Source organism: Bradyrhizobium sp. ARR65, from assembly GCF_000472385.1.
Taxonomy (GTDB): domain Bacteria; phylum Pseudomonadota; class Alphaproteobacteria; order Rhizobiales; family Xanthobacteraceae; genus Bradyrhizobium.
Genome location: NZ_AWZU01000013.1, coordinates 26,593 through 53,486, shown reverse-complemented (window position 1 = coordinate 53,486; position 26,894 = coordinate 26,593). Strand labels below are relative to the sequence as shown.

28 protein-coding genes are annotated in these 26,894 nt (G+C 62.0%); 15 read left to right on the top strand and 13 right to left on the bottom strand.

Going from position 1 to position 26,894, the window contains the following annotated elements:
* Window positions 1-8 precede the first annotated feature (8 nt).
* From F758_RS0116500 to F758_RS0116490, 3 genes are all read right to left on the bottom strand, one after another.
* Window positions 9-668 carry an HAD family hydrolase gene (locus F758_RS0116500; protein WP_024508894.1) on the bottom strand — a complete coding sequence of 220 codons (660 nt, stop codon included), beginning with the start codon at window positions 666-668 and terminating at the stop codon, window positions 9-11.
* Between the two features lie 166 nt (window positions 669-834).
* On the bottom strand, window positions 835-2,112 hold the full coding sequence (locus F758_RS0116495; RefSeq protein WP_024508893.1) for an MFS transporter: 1,278 nt from the start codon (window positions 2,110-2,112) through the stop codon (window positions 835-837).
* A 207-nt stretch (window positions 2,113-2,319) separates the two neighbouring features.
* Window positions 2,320-2,790, bottom strand: a complete 471-nt coding sequence (locus tag F758_RS0116490) for a metallophosphoesterase family protein (RefSeq protein WP_024508892.1) — start codon at window positions 2,788-2,790, stop codon at window positions 2,320-2,322.
* 310 nt (window positions 2,791-3,100) lie between these two features.
* Here F758_RS0116490 and F758_RS0116485 point away from each other — a divergent pair, with 310 nt between their 5' ends.
* Window positions 3,101-3,742 carry a nuclear transport factor 2 family protein gene (locus F758_RS0116485; RefSeq protein WP_024508891.1) on the top strand — a complete coding sequence of 214 codons (642 nt, stop codon included), beginning with the start codon at window positions 3,101-3,103 and terminating at the stop codon, window positions 3,740-3,742.
* 94 nt (window positions 3,743-3,836) lie between these two features.
* On the opposite strand, the gene F758_RS0116480 is transcribed toward F758_RS0116485, so the two are convergent.
* The gene (locus F758_RS0116480) at window positions 3,837-4,571 is read right to left on the bottom strand and encodes a GntR family transcriptional regulator (RefSeq protein ID WP_024508890.1); all 735 of its coding nucleotides are present in this window, start codon (window positions 4,569-4,571) and stop codon (window positions 3,837-3,839) included.
* Window positions 4,572-4,775: 204 nt separating this feature from the next.
* Between F758_RS0116480 and mdcA the strand changes: the two genes are divergently transcribed.
* The 8 genes from mdcA (at window position 4,776) to F758_RS0116440 (ending at window position 11,374) form a co-directional block, all read left to right on the top strand.
* Entirely contained in the window at window positions 4,776-6,422 is a 1,647-nt protein-coding gene (mdcA, locus tag F758_RS0116475; protein ID WP_024508889.1) for a malonate decarboxylase subunit alpha, read from the top strand.
* A 15-nt stretch (window positions 6,423-6,437) separates the two neighbouring features.
* Window positions 6,438-6,755: a malonate decarboxylase acyl carrier protein gene (gene mdcC, locus F758_RS0116470; protein WP_024508888.1), complete on the top strand. Its 318-nt coding sequence runs from the start codon at window positions 6,438-6,440 to the stop codon at window positions 6,753-6,755.
* The gene (locus F758_RS0116465) at window positions 6,752-7,669 is read left to right on the top strand and encodes a biotin-independent malonate decarboxylase subunit beta (protein ID WP_024508887.1); all 918 of its coding nucleotides are present in this window, start codon (window positions 6,752-6,754) and stop codon (window positions 7,667-7,669) included. Before mdcC ends, F758_RS0116465 begins: the two co-directional genes overlap by 4 nt.
* Complete coding sequence (gene mdcE, locus F758_RS0116460; RefSeq protein WP_024508886.1) at window positions 7,656-8,396, top strand: biotin-independent malonate decarboxylase subunit gamma; 741 nt, start codon at window positions 7,656-7,658, stop codon at window positions 8,394-8,396. The genes F758_RS0116465 and mdcE overlap by 14 nt, the downstream gene beginning before the upstream one ends.
* Entirely contained in the window at window positions 8,389-9,036 is a 648-nt protein-coding gene (gene mdcG, locus F758_RS0116455) for a malonate decarboxylase holo-[acyl-carrier-protein] synthase (protein ID WP_024508885.1), read from the top strand. Before mdcE ends, mdcG begins: the two co-directional genes overlap by 8 nt.
* Window positions 9,033-9,881: a triphosphoribosyl-dephospho-CoA synthase MdcB gene (gene mdcB / locus F758_RS0116450; RefSeq protein ID WP_024508884.1), complete on the top strand. Its 849-nt coding sequence runs from the start codon at window positions 9,033-9,035 to the stop codon at window positions 9,879-9,881. Before mdcG ends, mdcB begins: the two co-directional genes overlap by 4 nt.
* A complete protein-coding gene (locus tag F758_RS0116445) occupies window positions 9,881-10,801 on the top strand; it encodes an acyltransferase domain-containing protein (protein WP_051386914.1) in 921 nt (306 codons plus the stop codon). Before mdcB ends, F758_RS0116445 begins: the two co-directional genes overlap by 1 nt.
* 147 nt (window positions 10,802-10,948) lie before the next feature.
* On the top strand, window positions 10,949-11,374 hold the full coding sequence (locus tag F758_RS0116440; RefSeq protein WP_157450039.1) for a hypothetical protein: 426 nt from the start codon (window positions 10,949-10,951) through the stop codon (window positions 11,372-11,374).
* On the opposite strand, the gene F758_RS46530 is transcribed toward F758_RS0116440, so the two are convergent.
* The 4 genes from F758_RS46530 to F758_RS44075 form a co-directional block, all read right to left on the bottom strand.
* Entirely contained in the window at window positions 11,361-12,026 is a 666-nt protein-coding gene (locus F758_RS46530) for an EamA family transporter (protein WP_051386912.1), read from the bottom strand. The genes F758_RS0116440 and F758_RS46530 overlap by 14 nt on opposite strands.
* Entirely contained in the window at window positions 11,977-12,369 is a 393-nt protein-coding gene (locus F758_RS0116430) for a hypothetical protein (protein ID WP_157450038.1), read from the bottom strand. Before F758_RS0116430 ends, F758_RS46530 begins: the two co-directional genes overlap by 50 nt.
* Window positions 12,370-12,622: 253 nt before the next feature.
* On the bottom strand, window positions 12,623-13,360 hold the full coding sequence (locus F758_RS0116425; protein ID WP_024508880.1) for an SDR family oxidoreductase: 738 nt from the start codon (window positions 13,358-13,360) through the stop codon (window positions 12,623-12,625).
* 198 nt (window positions 13,361-13,558) lie between these two features.
* On the bottom strand, window positions 13,559-14,176 hold the full coding sequence (locus F758_RS44075) for a 2-hydroxychromene-2-carboxylate isomerase (protein ID WP_035722241.1): 618 nt from the start codon (window positions 14,174-14,176) through the stop codon (window positions 13,559-13,561).
* Between the two features lie 244 nt (window positions 14,177-14,420).
* Between F758_RS44075 and F758_RS0116415 the strand changes: the two genes are divergently transcribed.
* On the top strand, window positions 14,421-14,933 hold the full coding sequence (locus F758_RS0116415) for a winged helix-turn-helix transcriptional regulator (protein WP_024508879.1): 513 nt from the start codon (window positions 14,421-14,423) through the stop codon (window positions 14,931-14,933).
* Window positions 14,934-15,036: 103 nt separating this feature from the next.
* Window positions 15,037-15,771, top strand: a complete 735-nt coding sequence (locus F758_RS0116410; RefSeq protein WP_024508878.1) for a DUF4396 domain-containing protein — start codon at window positions 15,037-15,039, stop codon at window positions 15,769-15,771.
* A gap of 501 nt (window positions 15,772-16,272) precedes the next feature.
* Here F758_RS0116410 and F758_RS0116405 read toward each other — a convergent pair.
* The gene (locus F758_RS0116405) at window positions 16,273-17,526 is read right to left on the bottom strand and encodes an MFS transporter (protein WP_024508877.1); all 1,254 of its coding nucleotides are present in this window, start codon (window positions 17,524-17,526) and stop codon (window positions 16,273-16,275) included.
* Window positions 17,523-18,854 (bottom strand): FAD-dependent oxidoreductase, encoded by a 1,332-nt coding sequence (locus F758_RS0116400; protein WP_035722266.1) that lies wholly within the window; start codon window positions 18,852-18,854, stop codon window positions 17,523-17,525. The genes F758_RS0116405 and F758_RS0116400 overlap by 4 nt, the downstream gene beginning before the upstream one ends.
* A gap of 103 nt (window positions 18,855-18,957) precedes the next feature.
* On the opposite strand from F758_RS0116400, the gene F758_RS0116395 reads away from it, so the two are divergent.
* Entirely contained in the window at window positions 18,958-19,869 is a 912-nt protein-coding gene (locus F758_RS0116395; protein WP_024508875.1) for a LysR family transcriptional regulator, read from the top strand.
* A gap of 22 nt (window positions 19,870-19,891) precedes the next feature.
* Here F758_RS0116395 and F758_RS0116390 read toward each other — a convergent pair whose 3' ends face one another.
* A complete protein-coding gene (locus F758_RS0116390; RefSeq protein ID WP_024508874.1) occupies window positions 19,892-21,817 on the bottom strand; it encodes an FAD-binding monooxygenase in 1,926 nt (641 codons plus the stop codon).
* 113 nt (window positions 21,818-21,930) lie between these two features.
* Between F758_RS0116390 and F758_RS0116385 the strand changes: the two genes are divergently transcribed.
* Window positions 21,931-22,425, top strand: coding sequence for a MarR family winged helix-turn-helix transcriptional regulator (locus tag F758_RS0116385; RefSeq protein WP_024508873.1), 495 nt, complete (start codon window positions 21,931-21,933; stop codon window positions 22,423-22,425).
* Between the two features lie 103 nt (window positions 22,426-22,528).
* Here F758_RS0116385 and F758_RS0116380 read toward each other — a convergent pair whose 3' ends face one another.
* Window positions 22,529-22,912, bottom strand: a complete 384-nt coding sequence (locus tag F758_RS0116380) for a carboxymuconolactone decarboxylase family protein (protein WP_024508872.1) — start codon at window positions 22,910-22,912, stop codon at window positions 22,529-22,531.
* Window positions 22,909-24,318, bottom strand: coding sequence for an MmgE/PrpD family protein (locus F758_RS0116375; RefSeq protein ID WP_024508871.1), 1,410 nt, complete (start codon window positions 24,316-24,318; stop codon window positions 22,909-22,911). Before F758_RS0116375 ends, F758_RS0116380 begins: the two co-directional genes overlap by 4 nt.
* A 227-nt stretch (window positions 24,319-24,545) precedes the next feature.
* Between F758_RS0116375 and F758_RS0116370 the strand changes: the two genes are divergently transcribed.
* The gene (locus tag F758_RS0116370; protein ID WP_024508870.1) at window positions 24,546-25,439 is read left to right on the top strand and encodes an NAD(P)-dependent oxidoreductase; all 894 of its coding nucleotides are present in this window, start codon (window positions 24,546-24,548) and stop codon (window positions 25,437-25,439) included.
* A 32-nt stretch (window positions 25,440-25,471) separates the two neighbouring features.
* Window positions 25,472-26,866 (top strand): MmgE/PrpD family protein, encoded by a 1,395-nt coding sequence (locus tag F758_RS0116365; RefSeq protein WP_024508869.1) that lies wholly within the window; start codon window positions 25,472-25,474, stop codon window positions 26,864-26,866.
* The last annotated feature ends 28 nt before the right edge of the window (window positions 26,867-26,894 follow it).

The window sequence follows — 26,894 nt, the reverse complement described above, 5'->3', positions numbered from 1 at the left end:
ATGATCCGCTAGGCTCCCTTCCAGAAGTTCGCCATCTGGTCGAAAACGCGATCGGCCCCGGCGTCGACCAGCATGCTGCGGCCATCGCGGGACCGGTAATGACTGCCACCAACAAATCCCCACACCATCATGCCCGCAGCTTTTGCGGCGCTGACGCCGCTGACGCTGTCTTCGACCACCAAGGTGCGCTGCGGATCGGCCTGCATTTGCGCCGCCGCATGGAGAAAGAGATCGGGAGCGGGCTTGCCGCGCGCCACCATCTGCGCGGTGTACAGCCGATCGCCGAAGTAACGCGCAAGATCGGTCAGCCCGAGCGACAAGCGGACGCGGTCGAGATCGCTCGAGGAGGCGACGCAAAACGGCACCGTAAGCTGCGATATCACCGCGCTCACACCCGGAATGGACCGCAACGACCGCCTGAATTGTTGAAACACCTGGGCCTTGAGCGCTCTCAGAAAGTTCTCAGGAACGAGACGGCCGTCATAGTGCTGCAAGACCGCAGCCGTGCTTCGACCAAGAAACAAGTCGAGTGCGTCGTGCTCGCTGAGCTCAATTCCGCACTGCCCAAGGACTTCCGAGAGACACCCACAACTCAAGACCTCGCTGTCGACGAGCACGCCGTCGCAGTCGAAGATGATCAGATCAGGTTCTGGAAAGCCGAACGTCATCCCGCCATCGGATCATATGCTCAGCAATTGAGCAATAGCCCAGGCCTTTCTATCCGGCCACTTCCGGTCGTGCAGGCCCGATCCCAATCCCGCGCGGATCAGCTTTTTCTCCGACCCGAACGGCGCGGGCCTCTACACGCGCCACGGCCCTTCGGCTCCTGTAAGCTCAGGTCCGCCTTACCTTCGCGGGTGCAGTCTCTGGCATCAAACTCATCGCGATGAGTCCAACCACCGCCGCCACAAGGAGATACCAGGACGGTGCGAGCGGATCGCCTGAAACGTGAAGCAGCCAGGTTACGACGAGTTGCGCGGTACCGCCAAAGCTCGCGATCGCGACCGCGTAAACGGTAGCGAATACCCCGCCGCGGATGTTTTGCGGCAGCGCCTCGGTGAAGGTCGCGTAGAACGCAGTGAACGGCAGCGATCCGATCAACGACAATACGCCAAAGCCAAACAGCAGCGACAACGCGCCGGGCGCATGGACGATCCACACGAAGATCGGATAGGTTAGCAGGAGCGCGATGAGCTGGGGCCAGACCATCACCGGCTTGCGGCCGAGGAGGTCGGCGAGCCAGCCTCCCAGGAGTGCGCCGGCGATCTGAAGACCATTGCTCACCAGCGAAACGGCAAAGGCCAGAGGCGACGGCACATGCAGCGTGTTCTGTGCATAGGTTGTCATGTATTGCGTCACATAGGTCGCAATCGTGCCGCTCGCCAAAATCATCAGAGCCAATACGATCACACGGATGTGCCGGCGCGCCAGCACGAGATGGTTCGAGGTTTCGCGCTCTGCGCCGGATTCATTTTGCGGGATCGTCTCCGGCAGAGTCCGGCGCATCCAGAGCCCGAACGGCAGACAGACGGCCCCGATCAGGAATGCCAAGCGCCAACCATAAGCTTCGAGCGCCTCGGGAGCCATGGTCTTGCTGAGGATCACGCCCACCAATGCGCCGGCGGTCGCAGCGATCTCCTGACTTGTCGGCTGCCACGACACCATCAGTGCCCGGCGTTCCGGCGGGGCGATCTCGATGAGATAGGCGGTGGTGGGCCCGACCTCGCCACCGAGCGCGAAGCCCTGTGTCATGCGTGCTATTATCACGATGATCGGCGCAGCAAGACCGATCGCCTTGTAGGATGGGGTGAGCGAGATGGCCAGGATCGCACCTCCCATCAACGCAAAGCTCAGCATCATTGCCGGCCGTCTGCCGACGCGATCGGAATAGATGCCGAGCACGATGCCGCCGACCGGTCGGGTGATAAAGCCGGCGCCGAAGGTCGCGAGCGACAGCATGAGGCTGCCGTACTCGCTTTGCGAGGGGAAGAAGGTGTGCCCGATCTGGATCGCAAAGAAGCTGTAGGTGATGAAGTCGTAGAACTCGAGCATATTGCCGATGGTTGCGGCAAATGCGGCGCGCTTCACACTGAATCCTTTGGTGCCTTCCATACTCCGCGACAATTTCGGCCCCGCTCGTGTTTCGACAGAGCAGCATATTGCCGCTCGCCCGATATTTGACAACGCATAAGGACGTCACTGCCCTATGTCCACACGGCAGTCGCGATTGTTGACCGTTGGATAGGGAGCTGGCGCGAATTGTCTTTCAAGTCGCGATAAGCCGCCAGATGGAACTCGGGCGCAACGGACCGGACCAGACTAGCGGGGGCTGGCAGAACCAAGATCGTGAAGGAATGGCCGAAGCCCGCTCTCGGTCAGCTGCAGTATTGCCAGAGTGACAGGCAAGTTAAAGCGCCGTGGCCCTGCACTTCCGGGATTAAGGTAGAGCACACCGCCAATGGTCTCGATCCGGGGCCGGTGCGAGTGGCCAGAGATGACCACGTCAACTCCGCTCGATGCCGGATCGAGCTGCAGTTGATGGATATCATGCAGGACGTAGATCGAGCGTCCGCCGAGTTTTACCATCCTGGTGTCGGGATAACATTCCGCCCAGTGAGCGGTATCGACATTCCCTCTGATCGCTATCACGGGCGCGATTCGGCGCAGCTCGGCGATGATCTCCGGCCGACCGATATCGCCGGCGTGGATGATTTGCGCTACTCCGGCGAGGCGTTGCACAGCCTCTGGACGTAGGAGGCCGTGGGTATCCGAAATGACTCCAACTCGCACCTGAACCAGCACCCTGCTTGTGTGGACTACGATAACGAATAGACGGCAGAACACTTTGAGCTTCGCCGACAACCAGGCCCGATTCTGGTCGGCGATGGTTGAGTTCAATAGCGGCGGGCTCCCAGTCAATCGGCGCCGGCACGAGCTTGCCAGCCGCAATATCGTCCTGCACGACTATGCCGCGGCTGGACGAGGATACCAGCGCCACAGAAGCGCTCGCTTGCTACAAGAAGGACACCGCGCGGACATGGCGAAGCCTCCCCTGGTGAGGCAAGTTCAGTTCTTCGGATGTAGCACGGGAGTCCAAGCAATGACCAACGAAGCCACTGTTCCTTCTGAAGAGAGAGACCGCCGCTCAATTCGCGACTTGATCGAGAACTGGGCGATCTGGCGTGATGCCGGCGATTGGGAACGCTTTCGAACCGTGTGGCACGATGACGGGCGCATGAATGCCACCTGGAAACAGGGAACGGCGGACGAGTTCATCGAGGCGTCCATCGAAGGCTGGAATCGGGGCGTCAGCATTCTCCATTTCCTTGGGGGCACTTCGATCGATCTTTCAGGTGAACGCGCGATTGCGCAGACGAAGATGACGATCTCCCAGAGAGCCCAGGTTCATGGAGTGATTTGCGACGTCGTTTGCACGGGGCGGTTCTATGATTTCCTGGAGAAGCGTTGGGGTCGTTGGGGTTTGGTGCTGCGCCAACCCATCTATGAGAAGGACCGAATCGATCCGGTCGATCCCAGCGCCTCGTTGAAGCTCGACGGCAGCCTGCTTTCGCAGTTTCCAATCGGCTATCGCCACCTGGCTTATATGCAGTCTCAGATCGGATATCCCGTTAAGAAAGACATGCCCGGCTTGAGAGGCCCGGAAATCGAAGCACTTTACGCATTGGGCCAAGGCTGGCTACGCGGCGAGCCGTTGACTTCCGTGCATCGAACCCAGACGTGACGGTACTTGCGACCGAATTGGCAAAACGAGCCAAATAGCACTCCGGTGGATCGCGACGGATCCACGATTCTCCGCCCCTCGTCCCGTCCGCCAGCTAGACACCATCCGGCGCCGAGTCCTCGGCCTCTCCGCGCGATCCCGCTCCGCCGAAGCGATCATCAATATAGCGCCTGAGTGCCGTGGCGGCATTGAGCATATGGGCACGCATGCGACGCGCCGCGGTATCGCCGTCCCCCTCCGCGATCGCCTGCATGATGGCCTCGTGCTCCTCCCGAGACCGCCTGATACGGTCGCCCTGACGCAACTGCGTGCGGCGGAAGCCGCTGAGCCGCGAACGGACAGCTTGCGCCTGCTCGGCCAGGAAGGAATTGTGCGTCGCCCGGTAGATGCATTCGTGGAACTCTCGGTTGAACGCGTCATAGGCGTCGACATTGCTAGCCTCGACCATAGCCCGCGAGGCTTCGTGAAGCTCGATCAGATGGCTGCGCTCGAGCGGCGTCATGCGATAGGTCGCAAGTCTGACGCACATGGCTTCCGCCTCCGCGCTGGTCTCGAACATGTCCATGATGCGTTCGGGAGTCATTCGCGCAACGACGACACCGCGACGTCCGCGCACTTCCACCAGGCCGCTGACCACGAGTTGGCGAAGAGCCTCCCGCACCGGCGTGCGCGACGCCCCAAAGCGATCGGCAAGCTGTTGCTCTTCCAGTGCTGAACCGGCCGCGAGTGCGCCGGATGCAATCTCATCAGTCAGCGCGTTGCGGATGCGATCGGAGAGAAGGCCCCCGTCCGCTTCCGCCTCGGCTGTGACTTCAAACAAACGTGTCATTTGGTTTCCTGTGATCGGGGGCACCGCGAAAGGGAGGACGGAGGTTTCGCGGGATACAGATTGTATGCACGAGCATCGCAAATTTCCTCCCATGCGTGCAAATAATTGTGATTACCAGTATTTTGCATACACAAATTGACATACATTCAAAATACGCATACAAAATCCCCTAGGCGCAGCTGACGACGCATGCCAGGAGCGACAATGAACGATTGGGGTATGCAAAAGAGAGCTCTGGGAGAGCGCCTGGCGGCCGGCAGACGGCACGCAGCAGGAAAGATCGTCCCAATCCCGGAACTTCCCGAGTTCCTGAAAGCGGTGATCAGGAGCGGCGATCGGGTGTGCCTCGAGGGAGACAATCAAAAGCAGGCCGATATCCTCGCCTCGGCTCTGGCCGACCTCGATTCCCGTGACATTCGCGATCTGCATATGGTCCAGTCAGGCGTGGTGCTGCCCGCCCATCTCGACATCTTCGAAAAGGGCATCGCGCGTCGGCTCGACTTCTCCTACTCCGGTCCGCAGTCGGCGCGCATTGCGCGTATGCTGTTCGGCGGCAAGATCGAGCTCGGCGCCGTCCACACCTACCTGGAGCTGTTCGCCCGCTACTTCATCGATCTCACGCCGCAAGTCGCCCTGATCGCTGCGGTGAGCGCCGACAAGCACGGCAACCTCTACACGGGGCCCAATACCGAAGACACCCCGACCGTCGTCGAGGCGACGAGTTACAAGAACGGGCTGGTCGTGGCCCAAGTGACCGAGATCGTCGACAAGGTGCCGCGCGTTGATATTCCCGGCGACCTCGTGCATTTCGTGGTCGAAGCAGGCAAGCCGTTCTATGTCGAGCCACTCTTCACCCGCGATCCGGCGGCCATCACCGAGACTCAAATCCTGACGGCGATGCTCGCCATCAAGGGAATCTACGCACCCTACGGCGTGCGCCGGCTCAACCATGGAATCGGCTTCAACACGGCCGCGATCGAACTCTTGCTGCCGACCTATGGCGAGCGGCTCGGCCTCAAGGGCAAGATCTGCACTCACTTCGCGCTCAATCCGCACCCGACGCTTATTCCAGCGATTGAATCCGGATGGGTCGAGCAAATTCACTGCTTTGGATCGGAAGTCGGCATGGAGGATTATGTCGCGGCGCGCCCGGACATCTTCTTCACGGGGCCCGACGGGTCACTGCGATCCAACCGCGCCTTCTGCCAGACGGCTGGCCTCTATGCCTGCGACATGTTCATAGGATCGACGCTCCAGATCGATCTCGATGGACACAGCTCGACGGTGACGACCAATCGCATCGCCGGATTCGGTGGCGCGCCCAATATGGGCTCCGATCCACGGGGCCGCCGCCATCCAAGCGAGCCTTGGCTCAAGGCCGGTGCCGAGGCGGCACCGGACTCCCTCGCTCCGCTGCGCCGCGGCCGGAAGCTCGTGGTGCAGATTGGCGAGACCTTCGGTGACCGCAACGTCCCGCTTTTTGTTGAGCGGTTGGATGCGCTCGAACTCGCGCGCGAACTCGATCTCGATCTTGCACCTGTGATGGTCTACTCCGACGATGTCACGCATATCGTCACAGAAGAAGGAATCGCCAATCTGCTTCTGTGCCGAAACAGGGACGAGCGCGAGCAGGCGATACGCGGCGTCGCGGGCTATACCGATATCGGCCGGGCCCGAGATCCCAGGATGGTCGAGCGGCTGCGGGAGCGCGGCGTGATCCGACGTCCCGAAGATCTCGACATCGATCCGCTCGACGCCGACCGCAGCCTCCTCGCGGCCCGCTCGATCAAGGATCTCATGCTGGCATCCGGCGGGCTCTATCGCCCACCCACCCGCTTCCGCAACTGGTGAGCGTGAGGCCCTCGTATGGAGAAGCTCAACTTCAAACTGAACGCTCCGAACCGCGCGAGGGGGACCCGCGCACAGGCGATCGTCGGCGTCGTCGCCTCGGGCAATCTCGAGGTCCTGCTGGAGCGGGTACTGCCGCCGGACGTCTGCATCATCGAGATCGCTACAGCGGCCCATGGTTTCGGCGCGGTATGGGAAGCGGTGGTCCGCGACTTCGTCACGCGCCGGGCCGCCGGCGGCTTGCGGGTTTCCGTCAACGACGGTGGTGCTAGACCCGACACCGTGGCGTTGCGCCTCGCGCAAGGCGTCCGCATGATCGAGGAGCCGGAAGCATGACAGCCGCTACCGCCAACACGAGCTCGCTGAGCTGGTACGAAGCAGGTGCGCGCCAGCGCATCGACGCCCTCCTCGATCCCCGCAGCTTCAGCGAATTCATCGGCCCTGAGCAGCGCGAAACGAGTCCGCATCTCCCGATCTTCGACCTTCCCCGGCAATTCGACGACGGCATCATTGTCGGCCGCGGCCGCCTCGGCGGGTTGCCGGTACTTCTCGCCGCGCAGGAGGGGCGCTTCATGGGTGGCGCTTTCGGTGAAGTCCATGGCGCGAAGCTCACCGGCCTGCTACGCGCCGCTCGCATGCTGGGCCAGAACGTGCTGATCCTGTTCGACACGGGCGGCGTGCGTCTTCAGGAGGCGAATGCCGGCGAACTCGCGATTGCGGAAATCATGCGCGCGGTCATCGAAGCACGGCGAGCGGGCGTCAGAGTCATCGGGCTGATCGGAGGACGCGCCGGATGCTATGGCGGCGGCAGCCTGATCGCCGGCACCTGCTCGAGCTTGATCGTATCGGAACAAGGTCGGATCAGTGTCAGCGGCCCCGAGGTCATCGAAACCAACAAAGGCGTCGAGGAGTTCGACTCGCGCGACCGAGCTCTCGTGTGGCGCACGATGGGTGGCAAACATCGCTATCTGATCGGCGGCGCCGACATATTCGTTGATGATGACGCATCCGCTTTCCGCCAGGCATCGATCGAAGCGCTCCAGTGCCAGGCCCGGTGCGATCTCCCGATGATTGAAGCTGAGCAGCGGCGACTCGAACGGCGGTTGAAGCACTTCGGCGAAGCCAACGACGCTGTCGAGATCTGGCAGGCGGTCGGTATCGACAAGCCAGCGGAAATCCCCGGGCTTCCCACTGAAGAGTATCTTCGCCGCGCGGCGGATAAGAGGGAGAACGCCGATGACGCTCGATGAAGTCCTGGCCGGGCTTTTCCCGAACGGAAGCGATATCACGCTGACCGGCGGCATCGTATCTGGAAAGGGGTTTCTGGCTGGAGACAGCCAGATCCACGTGCTGGGCGTTGCGCAGGGCTTGCCGCTCGGTGTTGACGAAGCGATTGCGCTGGCACGGCGCGTGATCGACATCATCAAATCGGGTGACCAAACTCCGATCCTGCTCTTGGTGGATTCCGCCAGCCAGCGCATGAGCAGGCGCGAGGAGTTGCTCGGCCTCAACGAATACCTTGCCCACCTTGCCAAAACCTTGCTGCTTGCGGAAGCCGAGGGACACCGCACCATCGGCCTGCTCTATGGCGGCAGCGCCGCCGGTGCGTTCATTGCAACGGCACTTGCGACCGGCAAGCTGGTCGCGCTTCCCGGCGCACATCCCGCGGTCATGGATCTGCCGTCGATGGCCCGGGTGACCAAGCTGCCGATCGACGTTCTGAAGGCCAAGGCGGAGGCGACGCCGGTCTTTGCCCCAGGGCTCGACAACATGGTACGGACCGGCGGCATCCAACTTGTTTGGGACGACAGTACGTCGTTGGCAGCGCAGCTCGCGGCGATTCTGGGGCAACCTGCCGGACAGGATGAGCGCGATCGGCTGGGCGCCGCGCGCGGCGGGCGACTGAAAGCAGCCGAGATTGCCGAGCGCGTCACTTCGCTCGCGGTGAACTCACCCGCCGAGTCGCGTCGTGTCTGAAGCTCTACACCGTCACACCATAGTGAAGCCGTCGAAAGCAGGCTGGACGGCGATCCTGGCACAGCGTCCGGAACTCGCCGAGCAGCCGATCATCGAGAGTTGGGCGCGGGCCGGCAATCCCCTCGTCGTGCGTCGGCGAAGTTGCGGCGATCTCGCGGGAATGATTCCGCTCGGCTTGTCGCTTCCGCCCGTCTACGGAAAGCAGCGCATTGCGGTCGCACTCGCATCAAGCGAGATCATCGAACGCGCGCCACCTCCGCTGCTGGCGGACGCCGCGGCGACCGCACCTTCGGCTTGGCACGGGACGATCGATCGCCTCCTCCGCCTTCTGCCGCAGACCCGCACGTTCGGCAGCCTGGCCTGGCAGCACCTCACCGGCCTGCCGTATCTTTCCGATGGTTCGGACCTCGACTTGCTCTGGCCGTTGTCGTCAGCCAGGGAAACGAACGCTCTGCTGTCTGCCATCGCCGAGATTGCGCGCCACGCGCCGATGAGACTGGACGGAGAGATCGTCGGCGCGGCAGGCGGGGTGCAATGGCGTGAGCTGATCGCTGCTGACGCGAACGACGTTCTCGTGAAGGGGCCGGTCGCCGTCCAGACCATATCCAGGACGGCGTTTCTCTCCGGCGCAGTGCCATGAACGTTGCACTGCGATGGCAATCGCGGCCGAGGTTCGAAGACCATGCGGACCAGCTTGGCAGGCTGGCAACGCTTTGCCTGAAGCTCGAAGTGGAGACCTTTCCCAAGCCAGGACTCGTCAGTCACGTCGATACTGGTTCACACAGCGATATGGACGCAGAACTTCTGTGTCGAAGTGCCGATACGCTGCGCCCATTCTTTCGAGATCTGGCGATCGCCGGCGCCGCGGGCGCCCGAATGGAGCGGCTGCGGGCGATCGGTATCGCGGCCGAGCGCGCGATGCTCGCGGCGACTGGCGGCGTCAACACGCATCGCGGCGCGATTTTCGGCCTGGGCTTCCTCTGTGCTGCGGCCGGGTACCGGAACGCCTTCAACATCCGCAAGCCGCTGGGCAGCTTGATTTCCGGACGCTGGGGCGAAGCCATCATGTCGGGCCCGGTGCCCCTTCGCAGCCATGGCGCTTTGGCAGCACGGCGCTACGGCGCCGGCGGCGCACGGGCGGAGGCCGCTTGCGGTTTCCCGTCGGTCTACCGCATCGCCATTCCCGCATTGCGTGCAGGGCGCAGGATCGCTCCCCATGATGAAGAGGCAGCCCGCATTCAGGCATGCATGGCGCTGATCGCTGCGATCGTTGATACGAATCTGTTGCATCGCGGCGGATCGGAGGGGTTAGGCTTTGCACAAGCATGCGCATCTGGGTTCCTCGCGCTGGGAGGCGTTGGATGCGCGGGCTGGCGTGCGCGGGCAGTCAAGATTCATCAAGCGTTCGTGGCACGCAATTTGAGCCCGGGCGGCGCCGCGGATCTGCTTGCGATGGCCATGTTCGTTGACCGGCTGGCCTCGTGATGCTTGCGCTCCTCTGTGGCGGACAAGGAAACCTGTCGTCAAGGACCTTCGACCTCATCGCCGATGAAGCGGCCGCAGAACCGATCTTCGTCGCAGCAAAGGCCTATCTGGGATACGATCCGCGCGAGTTAGTCCTGACGCGAGACGCTGACGAACTCTCGACCAATCATATCAGCCAAATTCTGACGGTTACGGCAGCCCTTGCAATCCATGCATGCATTGCGGACGTGCTGCCGAAGCCAATCGCAGTCGCAGGCTACAGCGTGGGCGAAATGGCCGCCTGGAGCATTGCAGGAATCTGGCGTGCCGAAGAGGCGTTGCGGCTGACCGATATTCGCGGCCGTATCATGGAAAGTGTGGCCGAACCCGACGGTCGCCTGGGATATGTCCGCGGGCTTGATCAAGGTACGTTGGAGTGCCTGGTTGCAAAGCACCGCTGCGAGATTGCGATCGCCAATCCCAACCTTCTCTTCGTGGTCGGGGGCACCGAGCGCGATGTCGCCGAACTCTGCGATGAGGCGACGGCACAGGGAGCCGCGCGCACCGGCCTGCTCGCAGTGAAGATCGCGTCGCACACGGCACAACTCGAACAGGCCTGCGGGCCCTTCCAGCAGACGCTTGGCTCAAGTGCGCATTCGGCCATCGCAAGCAACCGCATCTTACTGGCTGGAGGCGACGGAGAGCGCATCTTTTCGGCAACCGACGCAATGGCAAAACTGGCGCGCCAGGTCGCGCGCCCGATCGACTGGACCGCAACCCTCCAGGCAGTTGCGGAATTGGGCGCAGAGAGGGTGCTGGACCTGGGTCCAGGATCCGCACTTGCGGACATGATGCGCACCTTTGTCCCCTCGATTCGATGCTATTCGGCCGACGGATTTCGCACACTCGGCGGGCTTCGAAATTGGATCGCTTCCGAATAGCCTGAGAGCGGTGACGTCCAACAACGGCCTGCCCACCCGATTGGCCAAGAACTGCTGCGCAGATATCGTCTGGTCCGCAAGACAGCGGCGCTCAAAAGGCAGATAGCGAGCACAAGCTGGAAACTCGAACAGACGACCAGGATGACAATGCGAAGAACCCTATCGAAAGCCTCTTCGGGCGCATTATTCGCCGGGATGCTCGCGCTCGGCTTGACGAATGCAGCCATTGCCCAGACGGTCAGTACCACCTTCTCAGTGCAGAATTCGTTTGGTGCGGCAATCTCGCTTGATACGGTAAACTGCTCACCCAGCGCTTCGATTTCGCCACCCTTCAGTATAGCAAATAACAAAACCGGTACTTTCAGCGCATCAGCGACGGGAGGCACCCTCCTGTGCACCGTTCGGTATCAGAACGGCTCCAATGGCTGCCAATTCCAGATCCAGGTCAATGTCGTCGGCGGTACCACCACTGGCTTCGTCTCGGCGAATGCCTACAAGGGCTCCGGCGGCCGGCCTCACTGCAGCGGTAGCCCCGGCCTAAACCAGCAGACCGGCTCCTTCACGATGCAATGATTTGGTCCTCATATCGCGGGAGGTCTCTGACGCTGTTGTGTGCAGGTGTTGAGACGGTCACGTTCCATGCGATCACACTCGCGTCCGGTCTTTCTCCATCACCGGGAAGCGGCTGCGGATGCAGACCGCCATGGACAGCAGGACCACGACCGCCGTCGCCAGAAACGGCCAAGAGAGATGCTCGCCCAGCAAAGAGCGCGGACAAGCCAAGAGCCACAATCGGCTGGACCAGATTGAGCTGTCCGATGCGCGCAATACCGCCTGCGGCCAATCCCTGGTACCAAGCGACTGAACCAAGAAACATGCCGACGATGCCTGCGTACCAGAAGCCTGCCCAAGCTTCGCCCGGGACCGCCACCCACGTCCGGCTCTGGATCGCGACCATCAAGACGATGGCGGCGGCAGCAGCCAGCAGGATCATGGCCCAACACAAGGTGACGGTGCCACCCAGTTCGCGCGACACGCGGCCGCCCTCGACGTAGCCATGAAACGCGTGCGCCATGTTGAGGGCGAGCTCGACGCTGTCGACGCTGATATCCTTGCGCAGCTTTGCGTTGATGCGCGGATCTTCGAAGAAGGCCCGGGAGGCAGGCTCTCCCCGGCTACATCTCGTCCGTCTCCAGGCTGGTACGGCGGCGGTCTGGCGCTCCATTCAGGAGACCGGCAAGCCGCAGACCTTGCAGGATGCCTTCCAACCGCTGCTCACGGAGCATGGCAGCAATCATTGAGATGGCGTCCTGCTGCTCGATCGTGAAACGCACGTCGGGCAACTGCTCGGACATCGCCTCGAAGAATGTCTGCGAACGCGTGATGTGATCCCGCAGCGCGCCCGCAACCCCTTCCGCGAGGTAGGTCGCGAAGTCGCTGTCGGTTATCCCACCGAAAGTGAAATCATGATTTGCGCCGTTCTCGATGGATCGCCGAATCAGCTCGCTTTGCTGCTTTGCCTGCATGAACAGCATAAAGGCTGCATCAGGCAAGTTGTCGCGCTGCACGTTCTTCAGATCAGCGATCCGGGCAGAGATCTCCTTGCCGACACTCTCGTTTCGCTCGAATCGGGCCTGCGCCTCCCGCGCCTCTTGATCCCGCGCTATTTTCTCTTGCCGCTTTTTTCCAAACATCGCCCGTCCTTTCGAGCGGCGATATAGTTCGGTTCTCTCCGAAGATCAAAATTTCATTGGACGTGGCCGACGACTCAAGGACACAGCCCGCCGCCTCGCCAGTTGTGTGCAAAACGGTAGGTCTGCTTCACCATTTCTCCTTGAACGGCCGTATCTCCATTTCGAATGTCCAGGCGGTGCGCGGCTGTTGATAGAGCTGCCAATATGCATCGGCGACGGATGCGGGCGGCATCAGGGCATCAGGGTCATTCAGCGCGTCTGGTCCCAGCGCCTCGAGCCGCCGCTGCCGGACCCACTCGGTATCCACGCCGGAGTCGATGATGAGATGAGCGACGTGGATATTCTTCGGCCCCAACTCCCGAGCCATCGCCTGCGCTACGGCTCTTAAGCCGAATTTGGCGCTTGCGAAGGCGGCGTAGCCGATCCCTCCCCGCAGGCTCGCCGTGGCGCCGGTGAAGAAGATGTGCCCCTTGCCGCGGGGGAGCATCAGCCGCGCTGCCTCGCGACCCGCAAGGAATCCCGAGTAGCACGCCATCTCCCAGACTTTGCGAAAGACACGCTCGGTGGTCTCGAGGATCGGGAAGTTGACGTTGGCGCCGATGTTGAAGATGCAGACCTCAAGCGGTGCTTGCTTATCGGCATCGTCGAGGAAGGAGATGATTTCCTCTTCCTTTCGCGCGTCGAGCGAGCGCGCATGGACTTCGCCACCGCTCTCCTCGATCTGCTTGACGAGCGGCGCGAGCTTATCGCCATTGCGCCTGCCGGCGAAAACCTTAAAGCCCTCGGCTGCGAATCTCCTGGCGATTTCCGCCCCGATATAGTCGCCCGCGCCGATCACGGCGGCCGTCGCGTTCCTCTTCTGCATGATTGCCTCCAGGTCATTGGCTTTGATCCCGGTCATCGGGCCGAAGCGGCCAGCTTCAAGAGACTCTGCCAGCAGTTCCCTTTTTGAACTATTCGCGTCGTTCCTGCGAGCGCCTGCTGCTTCGCTGTTCGACGGTCGTCCTTCTGCGGCCGCGCAGGGGTACAGGGCAAGCGCAGCTCACGCTGTCTTGGCCGCGAGCTACCGTGTCTGTTCGACAATGCACTCCTCGACATCGCGCAACTGATCCTTGCCAAAGAACATCTCGTCGCCGACAAAGAAGGTGGGCGAGCCGAAGGCGCCGCGGTTGACGGCATCGGCGGTCAGATCGATGAGCCGCTTCTTCACGTCGTCCTGTTGCGCCCGCGCGATGAGCCTGTCGATGTCCAGCCCTGATGACTTGAAAGCGGCGCGGAAGACTTCGATATCATCCATCTTCTTCGGCTCCTCCCACATATGGTGGTAGGCCGCCCGGAAATACGGCTCGAAGAGCCCTTCGAACTGGGCGGCGACCGCACCCCGCATCAGCATCAGGGTGTTCACCGGAAAGAACGGGTTCTGGTGAAAGGTCGTGATGTTGTGGCGGCGAATGAAGCGCTGGGTCTCCAACGCCATGTATTCGGGCTTGTTCTTAATGCCACGAAGCGACTCCGCGGGCGACCTATTGCCGGTCGCCTTGTAGATGCCGCCGAGCAGCACCGGCACGTATTCGAACTTCACGCCCGTGCGGCGTTCGATCGAGGGAATGACGAGCTGAGCCAGATAGGCATTCGGGCTGCCGAAATCGAACTGGAACTCAACCTTCAAGGGACTTGGCACCGGCCGTCCTCCTTCGCCCGAGCGTCACGCCCGTCAGCCAGGACTGGGAATGCAGCCGCGAACGGGCACCCTCGATTACTATAGTTCTAAATTTGAACTGTCAATCTAAGGGTCACCGGTCGTAATTAGGCTCTCGAGTGCGCCGGAGAGGCGCGTTTGGCTTTGGCAAAGTACCAATTTAGAATGCAGGCTCTGCCGCCTCCGGGTCGAGGCAGGCATTGCGACGGCACATCGGAGAGTTGGGATGAAGTGGGATGCCCTGGAAGAAGAGCCGTGCTCGCTGGCTCGAACCATCGGCGTGATCGGTGACCGATGGACGCTGCTCATTCTGCGGGAGTGTTTTCTTCGCAAGCGGCGCTTCGAGCAATTCCAGTCGGCGCTCGGTATCACCCGCCACCTCCTGGCCGAGCGCTTGAAGAAACTGGTACGCAACGGGGTGCTGCGTCGCGTTTCCTACCAGGAGTCTCCCAAGCGCTACGAGTACATCTTGACCCAAAGGGGTCTCGATCTCCATCCGATCATGATGGCTCTGGTGCATTGGGGCGATACCCACATGCTCGACGAGCGCGGCCGCCCGCTACTCCATGAACACAAGACATGCGGAAAGCTGTTCGACCCCGTCATGGTGTGCTCGGAATGCGGCGAACCGCTCTTTGCCAAGGAAGTCATCACGCACCCCGGTCCTGGCGCCCGTCCCACCGATGGGCAACCCACCGCACAAGACGCGAAGGAACGACGAGACGCGCGCGCGGCCTAAGTGCTTCAGGAACCTCGCGCGCCAGGCGAAAAGGCTTCGCTTTGGAACAAAGACGGCGAGTCCAGGTTCGCTCGGGGAATCCCCGCAGCGTTGGAGCCTTCGCTTGGTCCCCGACTGGCTACACTATTTGTCCATCGTCGTGCTCTGCCTTGGCGCGCTATGCGCCATCCTCCTCGCGCTTGATGTCGCGGTCCATCCGCAGCATATGTGGATCATGAATATCGTTTGGCCGGTGACCGCATTGTTCGGCACCGCCTGGATCGTTTGGCAGTATTTCTCCTATGGCCGATTGGCGACTCGCGACATGGCCCGGAAAGCAAGAGCCAACAACCGGGATCCGCCCAACATGCGGCTCACACCCTTTCCCATCATGGTCGCCAACGGCTCCTTGCATTGCGGCAGCGGCTGCACGTTAGGCGACATTTGCGCCGAGTGGCTCGTCTTCGCGGTCCCCGCGATCGCGATCGCCTTTGGTTGGCAGAGCATATTTCAAGAAAAGATCTTCGCGGTCTGGATCGTCGATTATCTGTTTGCCTACGCGTTTGGCATTCTCTTTCAATATTTCACGATCGCGCCGATGAGAGGCCTTTCACTTTGGCAAGGATTGGCCGCAGCAGCGAAAGCCGACACGATCTCGATTACGGCCTGGCAGATCGGCATGTATGCCTTCATGGCTTTTGCCTATTTCTACCTGTTTCGCTACCTACTCGGGACGAGCCTAGCCGTGAACAGTTTCGAGTTCTGGTTCATGATGCAGATCGCCATGATGTTCGGCTTCCTGACCTCCTATCCCGCCAACTGGTGGTTGCTGAAAAGCGGAATCAAAGAGCGGATGTGAATGGTCTCCGGACGAGGATGGCTGCAATCCGACCGACGATTGTTGGGATCTCCGACTTGGGAGTTCGGCCAATCGTCGCAGCCACAACCGCGTGCGAGGCGCGCTGCGCTGGAATTGCAGCCCGTGCAAATCCGAGCAATGACCGGGAATTCAGCCGGGTGCGAGCTGCAGCGAGGCCGGAGCTCGCAGCCCGGCTGGTTCAAGCAGTCAGCATGGTGATTAAGTGTGATGCCAGATCATCTCGAAATGACGACCGCAACGCGATCTTGTTTTCATCGTTGGCGCGCGCAAGCTCCAGTCGTTCTATATGGACCGCGCGCTGTGGCGTCTCGCGCTATTCCCTAACGTCACCATCATTCCGGTGGTGTCGGAGCCGCAGCACGTCTCGTCCGCCATTCGAACGGGAAGGCCGACCGACTACATGCCGGTCCTGTCGCCTTCAGATCTCGTGTACACGTCGGGTGCACCGGCGATGACCGAGGCTGTCGCCAGGGTTGGGGATCAAGCCGCGATACGGGTGATCTCATCTTCGGCCTTGTAGCGGACGAAGAGCGTGAGTAACGCGGCAACCAGAGGACCCGCGGCAAGCGTCAGAAATGCGAGCTTGAAGGATGCCGTCGCGGAGAATACGAGCCCGATCGCGATGGGAACGACGATGCTGCCGACTTGCCAGACGGCGTTCGTTATGCCGACGGCGGTCCCGGTGCGCTGCATCCCGGCAATTTCGCTGACCAGAGCGACCAATACGGGTGTGTAGACGAACGCAAAAAGACCAAGCACCGGGGTAACGATCCGAAGCTGGGTGACATCGCTCAACAGGCCATATCCCGCGAGAGTGATTGCAAATCCACCAAATAGTACGACCAGAACCGCCTTTTTCCGCGGCGCGCCGACGAGGTCGAGCACAAATCCCATGACGGGCTTCGATATCAGGCCGGCTGCACCGAACAGCGCCATCAGGCTTCCCGTTTCCACTGACGTCATGCCGAACCGCTTGGTCATCAGCGCATTCGCCCAGAATGCCACGCCCCACGTTCCCCACATCGCGCAGAATCCTGCGACGGCCAGCAGCGTCAGATTACGATCGCGGAAGACAACCAGCGGATCGAACCGCGCACTCCGTGGCGGCGCTCCCGGAGCCTTGCGGTTGCGCAAGGCGAAGAAGGCGAACAAGCCGAACAGCGAGGTTGCGAGCCCCAGCACATGGTAAGCACCGCCCCACCCTAAGATGGCACCCAGGTTCGGAACGAGCGCGTTAGCGACCACTACGCCAAACGAATTGGCGCTCGTCAGCAGGCCCATTGCGCGACCTCGCTCGGCCAGGCCAAACCAGGATACGACCAACTTGACCGTGGCCGAGTGATTGGCCCCTGCGGACAGGCCCATCAACATCTGCAGGGCGAAGCCGAAAGGAACACTCGATGTAAAGCCGAAGCAGAACGTCGCGATCCCGAGCGGCACAAGCGACATCAACATCACGCGCTCGGGCCCTAGCCGGTCACTCGAAAGTCCGCCAACCACGTTCGAAACGACGTAGCCGGTGTAAAAGGCCGTGACAAAGACGCCGAGCGCGGCCACGGGAATACCAAGCGACTGGCCCGCGGCAACGGCCACGGTTGCCCATGCGAGCCGATCCGTAAAGGTCAGCGTCACAGCGGTCCAGGAGATAAAGAGAACGGCCCAGCGGAAGGCCGGCGCAAGGCGCGTCTGTCCGTCGGATGCCGACGTGGCGGAGATGGGTGAAACGGAGCTCACAGGAGCACTCCCTGCCCCACGAGAGCATCCTGTAGCGCCTTCGGATCGACGGCGCGCGGCCGAATATTGCTGCGCAGGGCAATATCCGCGGCGGTGCCGGCGGCCTCTCCCATGGCAAAGCAAGCGCCCGTCACGCGGGCCGCGGACTGACCAAGATGCGTCATCGACGCGCAGCGGCCGACGACGAACATGTTGTCGATCGCGCGCGGAAGGATCATTCGGTACGGCAATTGATTGTAGCCCCGCGCGTTCGGGATACCCGGCCAGCGCCAGGCGACATCGCCTTGCGCGTGCTCCTCGATCGGCCAGCCATTCCGACCTATGCTGTCTGCGAAATCGGCGCAGCCGAGCACGTCGTCCTCGGATAGAACGTAATCCCCGGCGATCCGCCGGGTCTCGCGGATGCCGAGTTGCGGCGCTATATCGACGATGTACGAGTTCTCAAAGCCCGGCACCGTCTGCAGGAACCGAAAGGTGCGCAGCACCTGCTCGCGGCCCTGCAGCTCGCCGCGACTGAGGCTGGCCGCGTCAGTGCCGTCGACAGCCGAGCCATCCGCCTCATGAAGCTGAGTGATGTTGACACGCCATTCGATGGGATTCTTCTGCGGCCGGACGATTGCCCCCTTGCGCGGAAAGGAGAAGCGTCCTTCGGCTTCCGCCTGCTCCATCAGTCTCGGAATCGTCGACCATGCCTCACCGGCCCGCTCCGGATCGACGCCATTGATCCGAAACATCGTGGAGGGATAGAGCATGTTGCCGGAGCCATCACCCTTTTCGAAGGGCGCGCCCGCCCAGACAGCCAGGTCACCGTCGCCGGAAGCGTCGACGAAGAGGCGGCCCTTGACGGCCATGCGCCCGGATTTTGTTTCCAAGATCACCGCGTCGACGAGGCCCTCCGAGGCCATTGCAACGCCCACGGCAAAGGCGTGAAAGAGGACATCGACCTTGGACTGAAGCAGCAAGTCGTCGGCGGCAAGCTTGAAGGCGGGCACGTCGTAGGAGCGCGCAAGGATCTTGCCGAAGATGACGTGGGGCGTGTTCAAGCCGCCCAGGCGCTCGATCCTCGCGAGCAGCTCGTCGGCCAGTCCTCGGACGACTTGAACGTGCTCGCCATGAACATTGGCATAGAGGCCGCAGAAGTTCGTGACCCCCGCGGCGGTGCCCATTCCGCCGAGAAAACCGTGGCGCTCAACCAGGAGAACCTTGCGACCGGCGCGCCCCGCAGCGACGGCGGCCATCAGGCCCGCGGGCCCTCCACCCAGCACGACGAGTTCATATTCACCAAAGAGAGGTGTGGTTCGTTGCGGTTCGACGATCGACCCGGGCATCTCTTCCCTCAGCTCCGCTTGTTGATTTGCCGGGACCGTAACCACGCCCGCCCAGTTGGAAAAACCGGCTTGCCAAGCATTCACTTTTCGTGAATCGTGAATAATGGACATGCTCGAAAACATGCGGGCTTTCGTCGCGGTCGCGAAATCCGGCAGCTTCACGGCGGCAGCGGAAACGCTCGATCTGGCGACGTCAGTCCTCACGAAGCGGGTTTCGCAACTCGAGCGCGCGGTTGGCACGGCGCTTCTCCACCGCACCACAAGACGAGTCGGCCTGACCGCCGAAGGCGAATATCACCTCGCCCGGATTACGACCGCCGTTTCCGCTTACGATGAAACCATTGCAGCGATCCGCAAAGGCACGCAGCGGCTCGAAGGCTCGATTCGCATCAAGGTGCCGAGCACGCTTGGCCTGGTACGTCTCAACCGCCTGATCCGCCAGTTCGTCAACGAGCATCCTGGGATCGACGTGGAGGTGCTTCTTCTGGACGGGCCCCTCAATCCAAGTGCTGAAGGGATCGACATCGCCATCACGGCATTTCCGGCAAGCTTCGCCGGGGTTACGGACGAATTCCTATGGCCTCTTCGTCGCAGCCTGGTTGCCAGTCCCGAATATCTCGCGCGGAAAGGCACACCTGAGCATCCGCGGCAATTGGCGGCGCATCATTGCATCGTCTACCAGCCGACGGGTGCGAGCTGGTCGTTCCTTGGTGAAACCGGGGTGATCAGTGTCACCGTTCCTCCCCGGCTGTCGAGCAATGACATGCTGATGCTTCTGGATGCGACAAAGGAAGGCATGGGGATAGGGCTGCTCAGCGACTACATCACGGCGCAGGATCTCAAGACCGGCGCGCTGACCTGCGTGCTTCCCGACTTTGCCGTGCCTGACCTGTGGGTCAAGGCGATGGTGCCGGTGGAAAGATTGCACCTGCCGCGGGTTGCAACGCTACTCCGCTTCCTGCGCTTGAATGGCGGAGACAACCCGGCCGCAAGTTCGCCCGAGATCAACGACTAGGGGCTGAACAGACGCCCTGAATTCAATTCGGCTGCACCATAAAGCCATCGAAGTACGCCGCAAGCTGCTTGTAGCCATCGAGCGGGAGAACGTGCGCAACATACTGATCCGGCCGCACCACCACCATGCACCCGGTTTCGCGTTTGATGCCGCGCATTGCAAAGATGTCGTGACCGGATTTCATATCCGGACAGAACATCTTTTCGTAATCGCAAAGCCCGTAGCGGCCCTTTCGCGGGAGAAGAAGCGCCGGCATGGTCTCGATGGCGAGTTCGCGATGACCTTGCTGGAATATGGCACGGACGTCGATCATCGAGTCGATGTCCGCCCCCGTCGGGGTGTACCTCCTGACAGGAGACTCCCCGCTGTCCGCAAGAAAGCTGCACAACGCGCGGAGGGCGGAGTTGCCGGCTGCGGGATCTTCCGCTCCGGCAAAGGCGAAGATGCGAAAGCGCCCGTCCGCCTTGACAACGTGACCGAGGTGGACAGGCTTCGCATCCGCAAGGCGGATGACCGGTGCCGAATGAAAGCGTTTGCCGATCACGAATCCTTCGGCGAGATGCTGGTAGATCGGCTCCGCGGTGATGATTGACGGACGGTAGTGCGTCGCCGTGCCCGCGGTATAGCGCCCGTGCCTGACGAAATAGCTCTGCGTCTCGGCTGGATCGACGGTCTCACCATGCCGATTGGCAGAGGCGAGGATCGCGGCCCATTGGCGATCGAAGTCGATCAGCTCCTTCGCGACGGCCTGACGTTCCGTCGAATAGGTGTGCAGAAGGCGTGGCGCGGACTGCTTGCGGAGGACCGAGGCAAGCTTCCATCCGAGGTTGAAGGTGTCCTGCATGGAGACGTTCATGCCCTGCCCCGCTTTCGGGCTGTGCGTGTGACAGGCATCGCCGGCGATGAACACGCGAGGCAGGCGCGTCGCTGCCTCCTCTTCTGGCACGTCGTCGAACTTGTCGCAGAGCCGTTGACCTATCTCGTAGACCGACCACCAGGGGACCTCTTTGACCTCCAGCGTGTAGGGCTTGAGAATCCGCCGCGCTTTTGCGATCAGGTCGTCCAGGGTGATGTTGCGGTTTGCGACCCGCTCGCCGATTTCAAGCTTTGCGAGTTCGACATAGAGCCGAACAAGATAGCCACCCTCCCGCGGGATGATGAGCATGCTGCCGTCGGAGGCTGACTGGATCAACGACTTGAATCGAATATCCGGGAAGTCGGTGACAGCCAGCACATCCATGACGCCCCAGGCGTGGTTGGCGGAATCGCCGCGAAGCTCACGCCCGATCGATTTGCGCACCGTGCTGCGTGCGCCGTCGCAACCGACCACGTAGCGGGCCTTGACCGTTTCGATCTGCCCCTCATGCGATGGATCGATCCGCTCGAGCCTGACAGTCACCGCGTGATCTGCAAAGTCGGCGGCAGGCTCGGTCCGAACTTCCAGCAGCCGTCGCGCGTAGTACGGCTCGAGCTTTGCTGCCGATCTGCGCATGACGTCGAGAAAGAAATCATGCACACGTGCCTGGTTCAAAACGACATGCGGAAACTCCGAGAGCCCGTCTTCGACGTCCTGCACCCTGCCGCTGCGGACGATCTTGTCGCTTGTCTTCGCATCCGGCTTCCAGAACGTCGTCTCGTTGATCCAGCAGGCCTCCTTCAGCACACGCTCGCTGAACTGATAGGCGTGGAACATCTCCATGGTACGGCAGGCGATGCCATCGGCCTGCCCGAGCAGCAGCCGGCCCGACTTCTGCTCGACGATGCAGGTCTTGATGTCGCCAAAAGCAGACAACTGGGCCGCCAGATTGAGGCCAGCCGGCCCGCAACCAATGATCAGGACATCGACCTCCTCCGGAACGGAGCCGGACGCGCCCGAGGCCGGAATGCGCTCCGCCGGGTCAAAAATTTCAGGGTCGCCCGGCGCAAATCCGTTCAGGTGAAATTGCATGACACCGGTCCTCCCTTTTCAGCCGCTCAGGCAGGTCGCAGATTTTCGATATTGATAAGTATGCTGATGATCAGTATACTTGTCAACATTGCGGGCACCTCCTGGAGAATTCGGTGAGCGACATCAACGACATGCCCGGACATTTGGCGCGCCGCTTCCAGCAGATTGCGGTCGCGGTGTTCCTGACCGAAGTCGAGGAAGCGGGCTACGACCTCACGCCCGTGCAATATGCGGCGCTGGTGGCAATCAGGGCAAATCCTGCAATTGATCAAGCGACCCTTGCCGGCTTGATCGCCTATGACCGCACCACCATCACGGGCGTCGTCGATCGTCTCGTGCAGAAGGGCTTGGTGATCCGCCAGTCCAGCAGTCACGACAGGCGCGTCCGCCAGCTCCAGATCACGGATGAGGGCAAGCAGACGCTGCGCGGGATCACGCCGGCGGTCGAGGCCGCGCAGCGGACCATGTTGCGGGGGCTCACTGCAAAGGAAGCCGATGAATTGATGCGACTGCTGCGAAAAGCAATCGCCGCGGGCAACGAACTCAGCCGCGCGCCGTTGCGGGGCGCGGCGACAAGCGAGCCAAGCGCCGACCGTCCAGCCAAGTGAAGCGCGCACGGCGCGGCGATCCGACGCGACCTATTGTCTCCGCTCCGCGAACGTCGGCTCGTTTTTGATTAGCGTCGGCTCGAGGTACTCACTGTGGAGCTCGTCACTGCTCCTCCAGCTCCTTGAACGCCTCACGGGCATTGCGGAAGGCATCGATGCCCGCAGGCACGCCGCAATAGACCGCGACCTGCAGGAGAATCTCCTTGATCTCATCCTTGGTCAGTCCGTTCTTCAGCGCACCTTTGACATGCAGCTTCAGTTCGTGCGGCCGGTTCAGCGCCCCGAGCATCGCCAGGTTGACAATGCTGCGGGTACGGCGGTCGAGACCTGGCCGGGTCCATAGGGCGCCCCAGCAGAACTCGGTCGACCATTCAGCCATGGTGCGGGTGAAATCGTCCGCGCCCGCAATCGACTTGTTGACGTAGTCTTCCCCGAGAACTTCCTTGCGGACCTTCAGACCCTTCTCGAACAGACTGCTGTTGCTCATGATCGTCCTTCCATGTTTGAGGGAAATGGTTCGGTTGTAGATGGCTGAGCGATCCACCCGCCCCCATCCGAGGGGCTCACCAGCGACGTTACGTCGTCCAGCGTATCGAGGCGCCACACGGCATCGATAAGCCCTTCCGCGTCCCAGTCGCTTCCGCCCAAGCTCAGACTCGCGCGCAGCTTCGCTTCGATATCGCGATCGGAAAGCGGATCCGCGAGACTGCCACGCGGCGACATCACGGTTTCAGTCGAGGTCTCGCCCGATAGCAGCCGGACGGTGACGCGCGCGGCTCCGTCCGGCAACGACGCATCGAGCTCCGCCCTGACCTTTCTCCGCAGCCGCACAAGGTCCGGCCGAAACACCGTGGCCGGCGAAAACTCTTCCACACCGGCGGCACCGATCCACAAGCTGCAGGCGACGGCATGATGAATGCTGACTCTCGCATCGCGTTCGTTTTCGACCGGACGATCACCACGCGCGAGCAGCAGTGGAGAGCCCGCTACCGTAACCGAGGCGATTTGATCGAGGCGTCCCTCGAGGCGAGATCGCAGCCTGAAGCAGGCATCGATCACCGCATGAAACACGATCCCGGCGGGATAGGGCTTATAGGTGTTCTTGGCGATTTCCCAGGTTTCGCCCAATCCGCGCGTGAGACGTTGCAGGTTCAGCTCGTCTCCCATGGCCCGCGCCCAGCCCAGCGGCCCTTCGATCGCGCGCGGCGCCGCCGCATATCCTTCCGCCGCCAGCAAAGCGGCAAAGAGTCCGTTCCGCGCGGCGTTGCCAACGCTCACATTCTTCGCCGCGGTGGGCAGGTTCTCCACGATTCCGGCCGACTGGCTGGCGGCTATCCCGATCGCGTTTGCGACCCTCTCCGCCGGCAGCCGGAGCAGTTTGGCGCTAGCGACAGCCGCTCCAAATATCCCGCAGGTGGAGGTGATGTGCCAGCCGCGTGCATAATGGCCCGGAGAAACCGCGCTGCCGATACGGCACTCGATTTCCACCCCGAGCACAAAGGCGGTCAAGACATCGCGCCCCGAGAGCTTGCGCGCTTCTGCAAGCGCCAGCACGGGAGCCGCGACCGGTGCGGCCGGGTGAATGATCGTGTCGGGATGCGTATCGTCGTAATCCAACAGATTGGCCGAGATCGCGTTGACGAACGCCGCGCAAAGCGCATCCAGCCGTTCTGTCCGGCCGATGATCGCCGAGCTTGCCGCACCGCTGAATGGAGCCAAGATGCGAAGCGCGGTGCTGACCGCCGGATCAAAGGCAGATCCCAGGCTTGTGGCGAAGAAGTTCAGGATTGACCGTTTCGCTTCATGACTCTGCGCCGCAACCGCCCCCCATGACGCGCCGGCGACGAAATCCCCGAGCGTCTTGCTGATGCCGGAAGCCTCGTTCCCTTGCACTGGGCGATTTCCCCGAATTGTTTTCGCGATCCTAGTCCGAGCTGCGACCAACTGTCGACTGCAAATTCTCCAGCTTGACAGATTGACTGACAATCTTAACAGTTAGGAGGAACGGCTCGAACGATGCCGGTCCGTCGCGAACAACGACGAACACATAACAACGACAGACAATAACAACGACAACCATAAGAGCGCGCAGCTCGAAAGCGCGTTGCAGGGAGTGAACCATGGCGGGAGAGACACTCGGCTTCATTGGCACGGGCCGCATGGGCGGGCCCCTGGCGGGGCGATTGCTCGACGCCGGCTATTCCCTCATCGTCTACGACACGCAAAGCGAGGCCACCAAGCCGCTCGTAGCGCGCGGCGCGCGGGTGGCCGCATCGCCAGCCGACGTGGCGTCCCATGCCGAGATCGTCCTGACCAGTCTGCCTACGCCGGACATCGTCAAAGCGGTGGCGTTGGGACCCGATGGAATCGTCGGGGGAGACCGCGCCCGGATCATCATCGACCTGTCGACGACGGGTCCCGGCGCAGCCAAGCAAGTCGCGGAGGGATTGAAGTCCCGCAGCATGACCCTCGTCGATGCGCCGGTGAGCGGCGGCATCAAGGGCGCGGTCAACGGCACGCTTGCCGTGATGGTGTCGTGCCCACAGGCGACCTACGAGACTGTTCAGCCCATCCTGAAGAATTTCGGCAAGCTGTTCTACACCGGCGACAAGCCAGGCGTGGCCCAGACGGCGAAGCTCGCCAACAATCTGATGGCAGCCGCAGCCCTGGTGATCACCTCTGAGGCCGTGGCCATGGGCGTCAAGGGCGGCGTGAATGCCAAGGTGCTAATTGACATCATCAATGCCAGCAGCGGTCGCAACAGCGCTTCCGAAGATAAATTTCCGCGCTCCGTGCTTCCGGGTACGTTCGATTTCGGCTTTGCGACCGGGCTTTCATACAAGGACGTAAGGCTCTGCGTGGATGAAGCAGAGGCCATGGGCGTACCGATGGTGTGCGGCGCGGTCGTCCGCCAGATGCTGGCCATCACCAACGCGAAATACGGTGCATCTTCCGATTTCACCTCGATTGCGAAGGTCGTCGAGGAATGGGCCGGAGTGCAGATGCGCGGCTAAGGGCGAAAACAGTCGCGGGAGCGGCGATCCTCATGAGCATCGGCCTGAGCGGATCCGGCGAAACGTCCCTGGCGCGGCAAATGGCGCGCTCCGTCCTCGCCGTCCGCTTGCCGGATTTCGATGCCGAGGTCATCGCGAAGGCAAAGATCTGCCTTCTGGATTTTCTCTCCTGCGCATTCGAGGCTTCCGATCATCCCTGGAGCCGTCAGGCCATTGCGACCGCTTATGCGGCCAACAACGGCTCCACGATCATCGGCACGGGCCTGCTGGCAAATCCCGGTGATGCCGCATTCGCCAATGCGGTCATGGGCCATGGCCTGGTTCGCGAGGACATGCATGCGGCGAGCATTTCGCACCACGGCGTGGTGATCTGGCCGACGCTGCTCGCGCTGTCAGAACAAACTGCGCTGTCGGGCGCCGCCCTGCTGGCTGCCGCGATCATCGGCTACGAGACCGGAGCGCGGATCGGGCGCGCGCTTATGACATCCGATCTTGCCCGCCTGCATCGCCCAACCGGGCTGGTGGCGCCGCTTGGCGCTGCGCTTGGGGCCAGCTACGCGCGGGGCTTGACCGAAGGCGCCGCGACCAGCGCGATGGCCATTGCCGCCAACACCTCCAGTGGACTCAACGAGTGGCCGCAAAGCGGCGGCTCGGAAATGTATTTCCATCCCGGCTTTGCTGCGGCCAACGCAGTCAGGGCCGTCCAGCTTGCCGCGGCGGGCGCCATTGCCTCCGAGACCATTATCGAGGGTGAGGCTGGTCTCTTCGCCGCCTACGGCCGCAAGCCCGCGCCCGATCGAATCGAACTGTTCCCTGGCGGCGAGGCCGAGCTCATGGCCGTCTACAACAAGCCGGCGCCGGCCTGCAATTTCGCGCAAACGGCCTCGCAGGCGGCGCTGCGTGTCACGTACCAGCTCGCCGGTTCCGACGAGATCGAGGCCATCGCAATCCGCGCTCCTCAAGCCGCGGTTCGTTATCCCGGATGCGATTCGAAGGGTCCATATCGGAATGCGCTCCAGGCGAAGATGAGCATTCCCTTTTCCGTGGTGTCGACGTTGGTACGAGGCGAGATCGAAGAAGACAACTATATCCAGTTGGACGATCCCGAAATTGCGCGGCTGCTCGCGCTGACCGACCTGCAGACCGATCCCGGCTTCACCGCCGCGTTTCCCGCCAGGCAGGGTGCGGAGGTCATCGTCCACCTGCGTCAAGGGAAGACGATCCGGCAACGGCTCGCTGACGTCATCCCCGCTAGCCCTGCGCAAATTCGCACTCGGTTTCGCGATGCAGCGGGGCGCTCCATCGGCCAAGACCGCGCGAAGCGCTTGGAGCATCTCGTTGATGCCTGCGACTCCCTGCCGAATGCCCGTGTGATCGCGGCACACTGCCGACAGCCCTCCGAGCAAACTGTGCGATCAGCGTTATAGCGGTCTCACCCCCGAGGACGATCAGAAT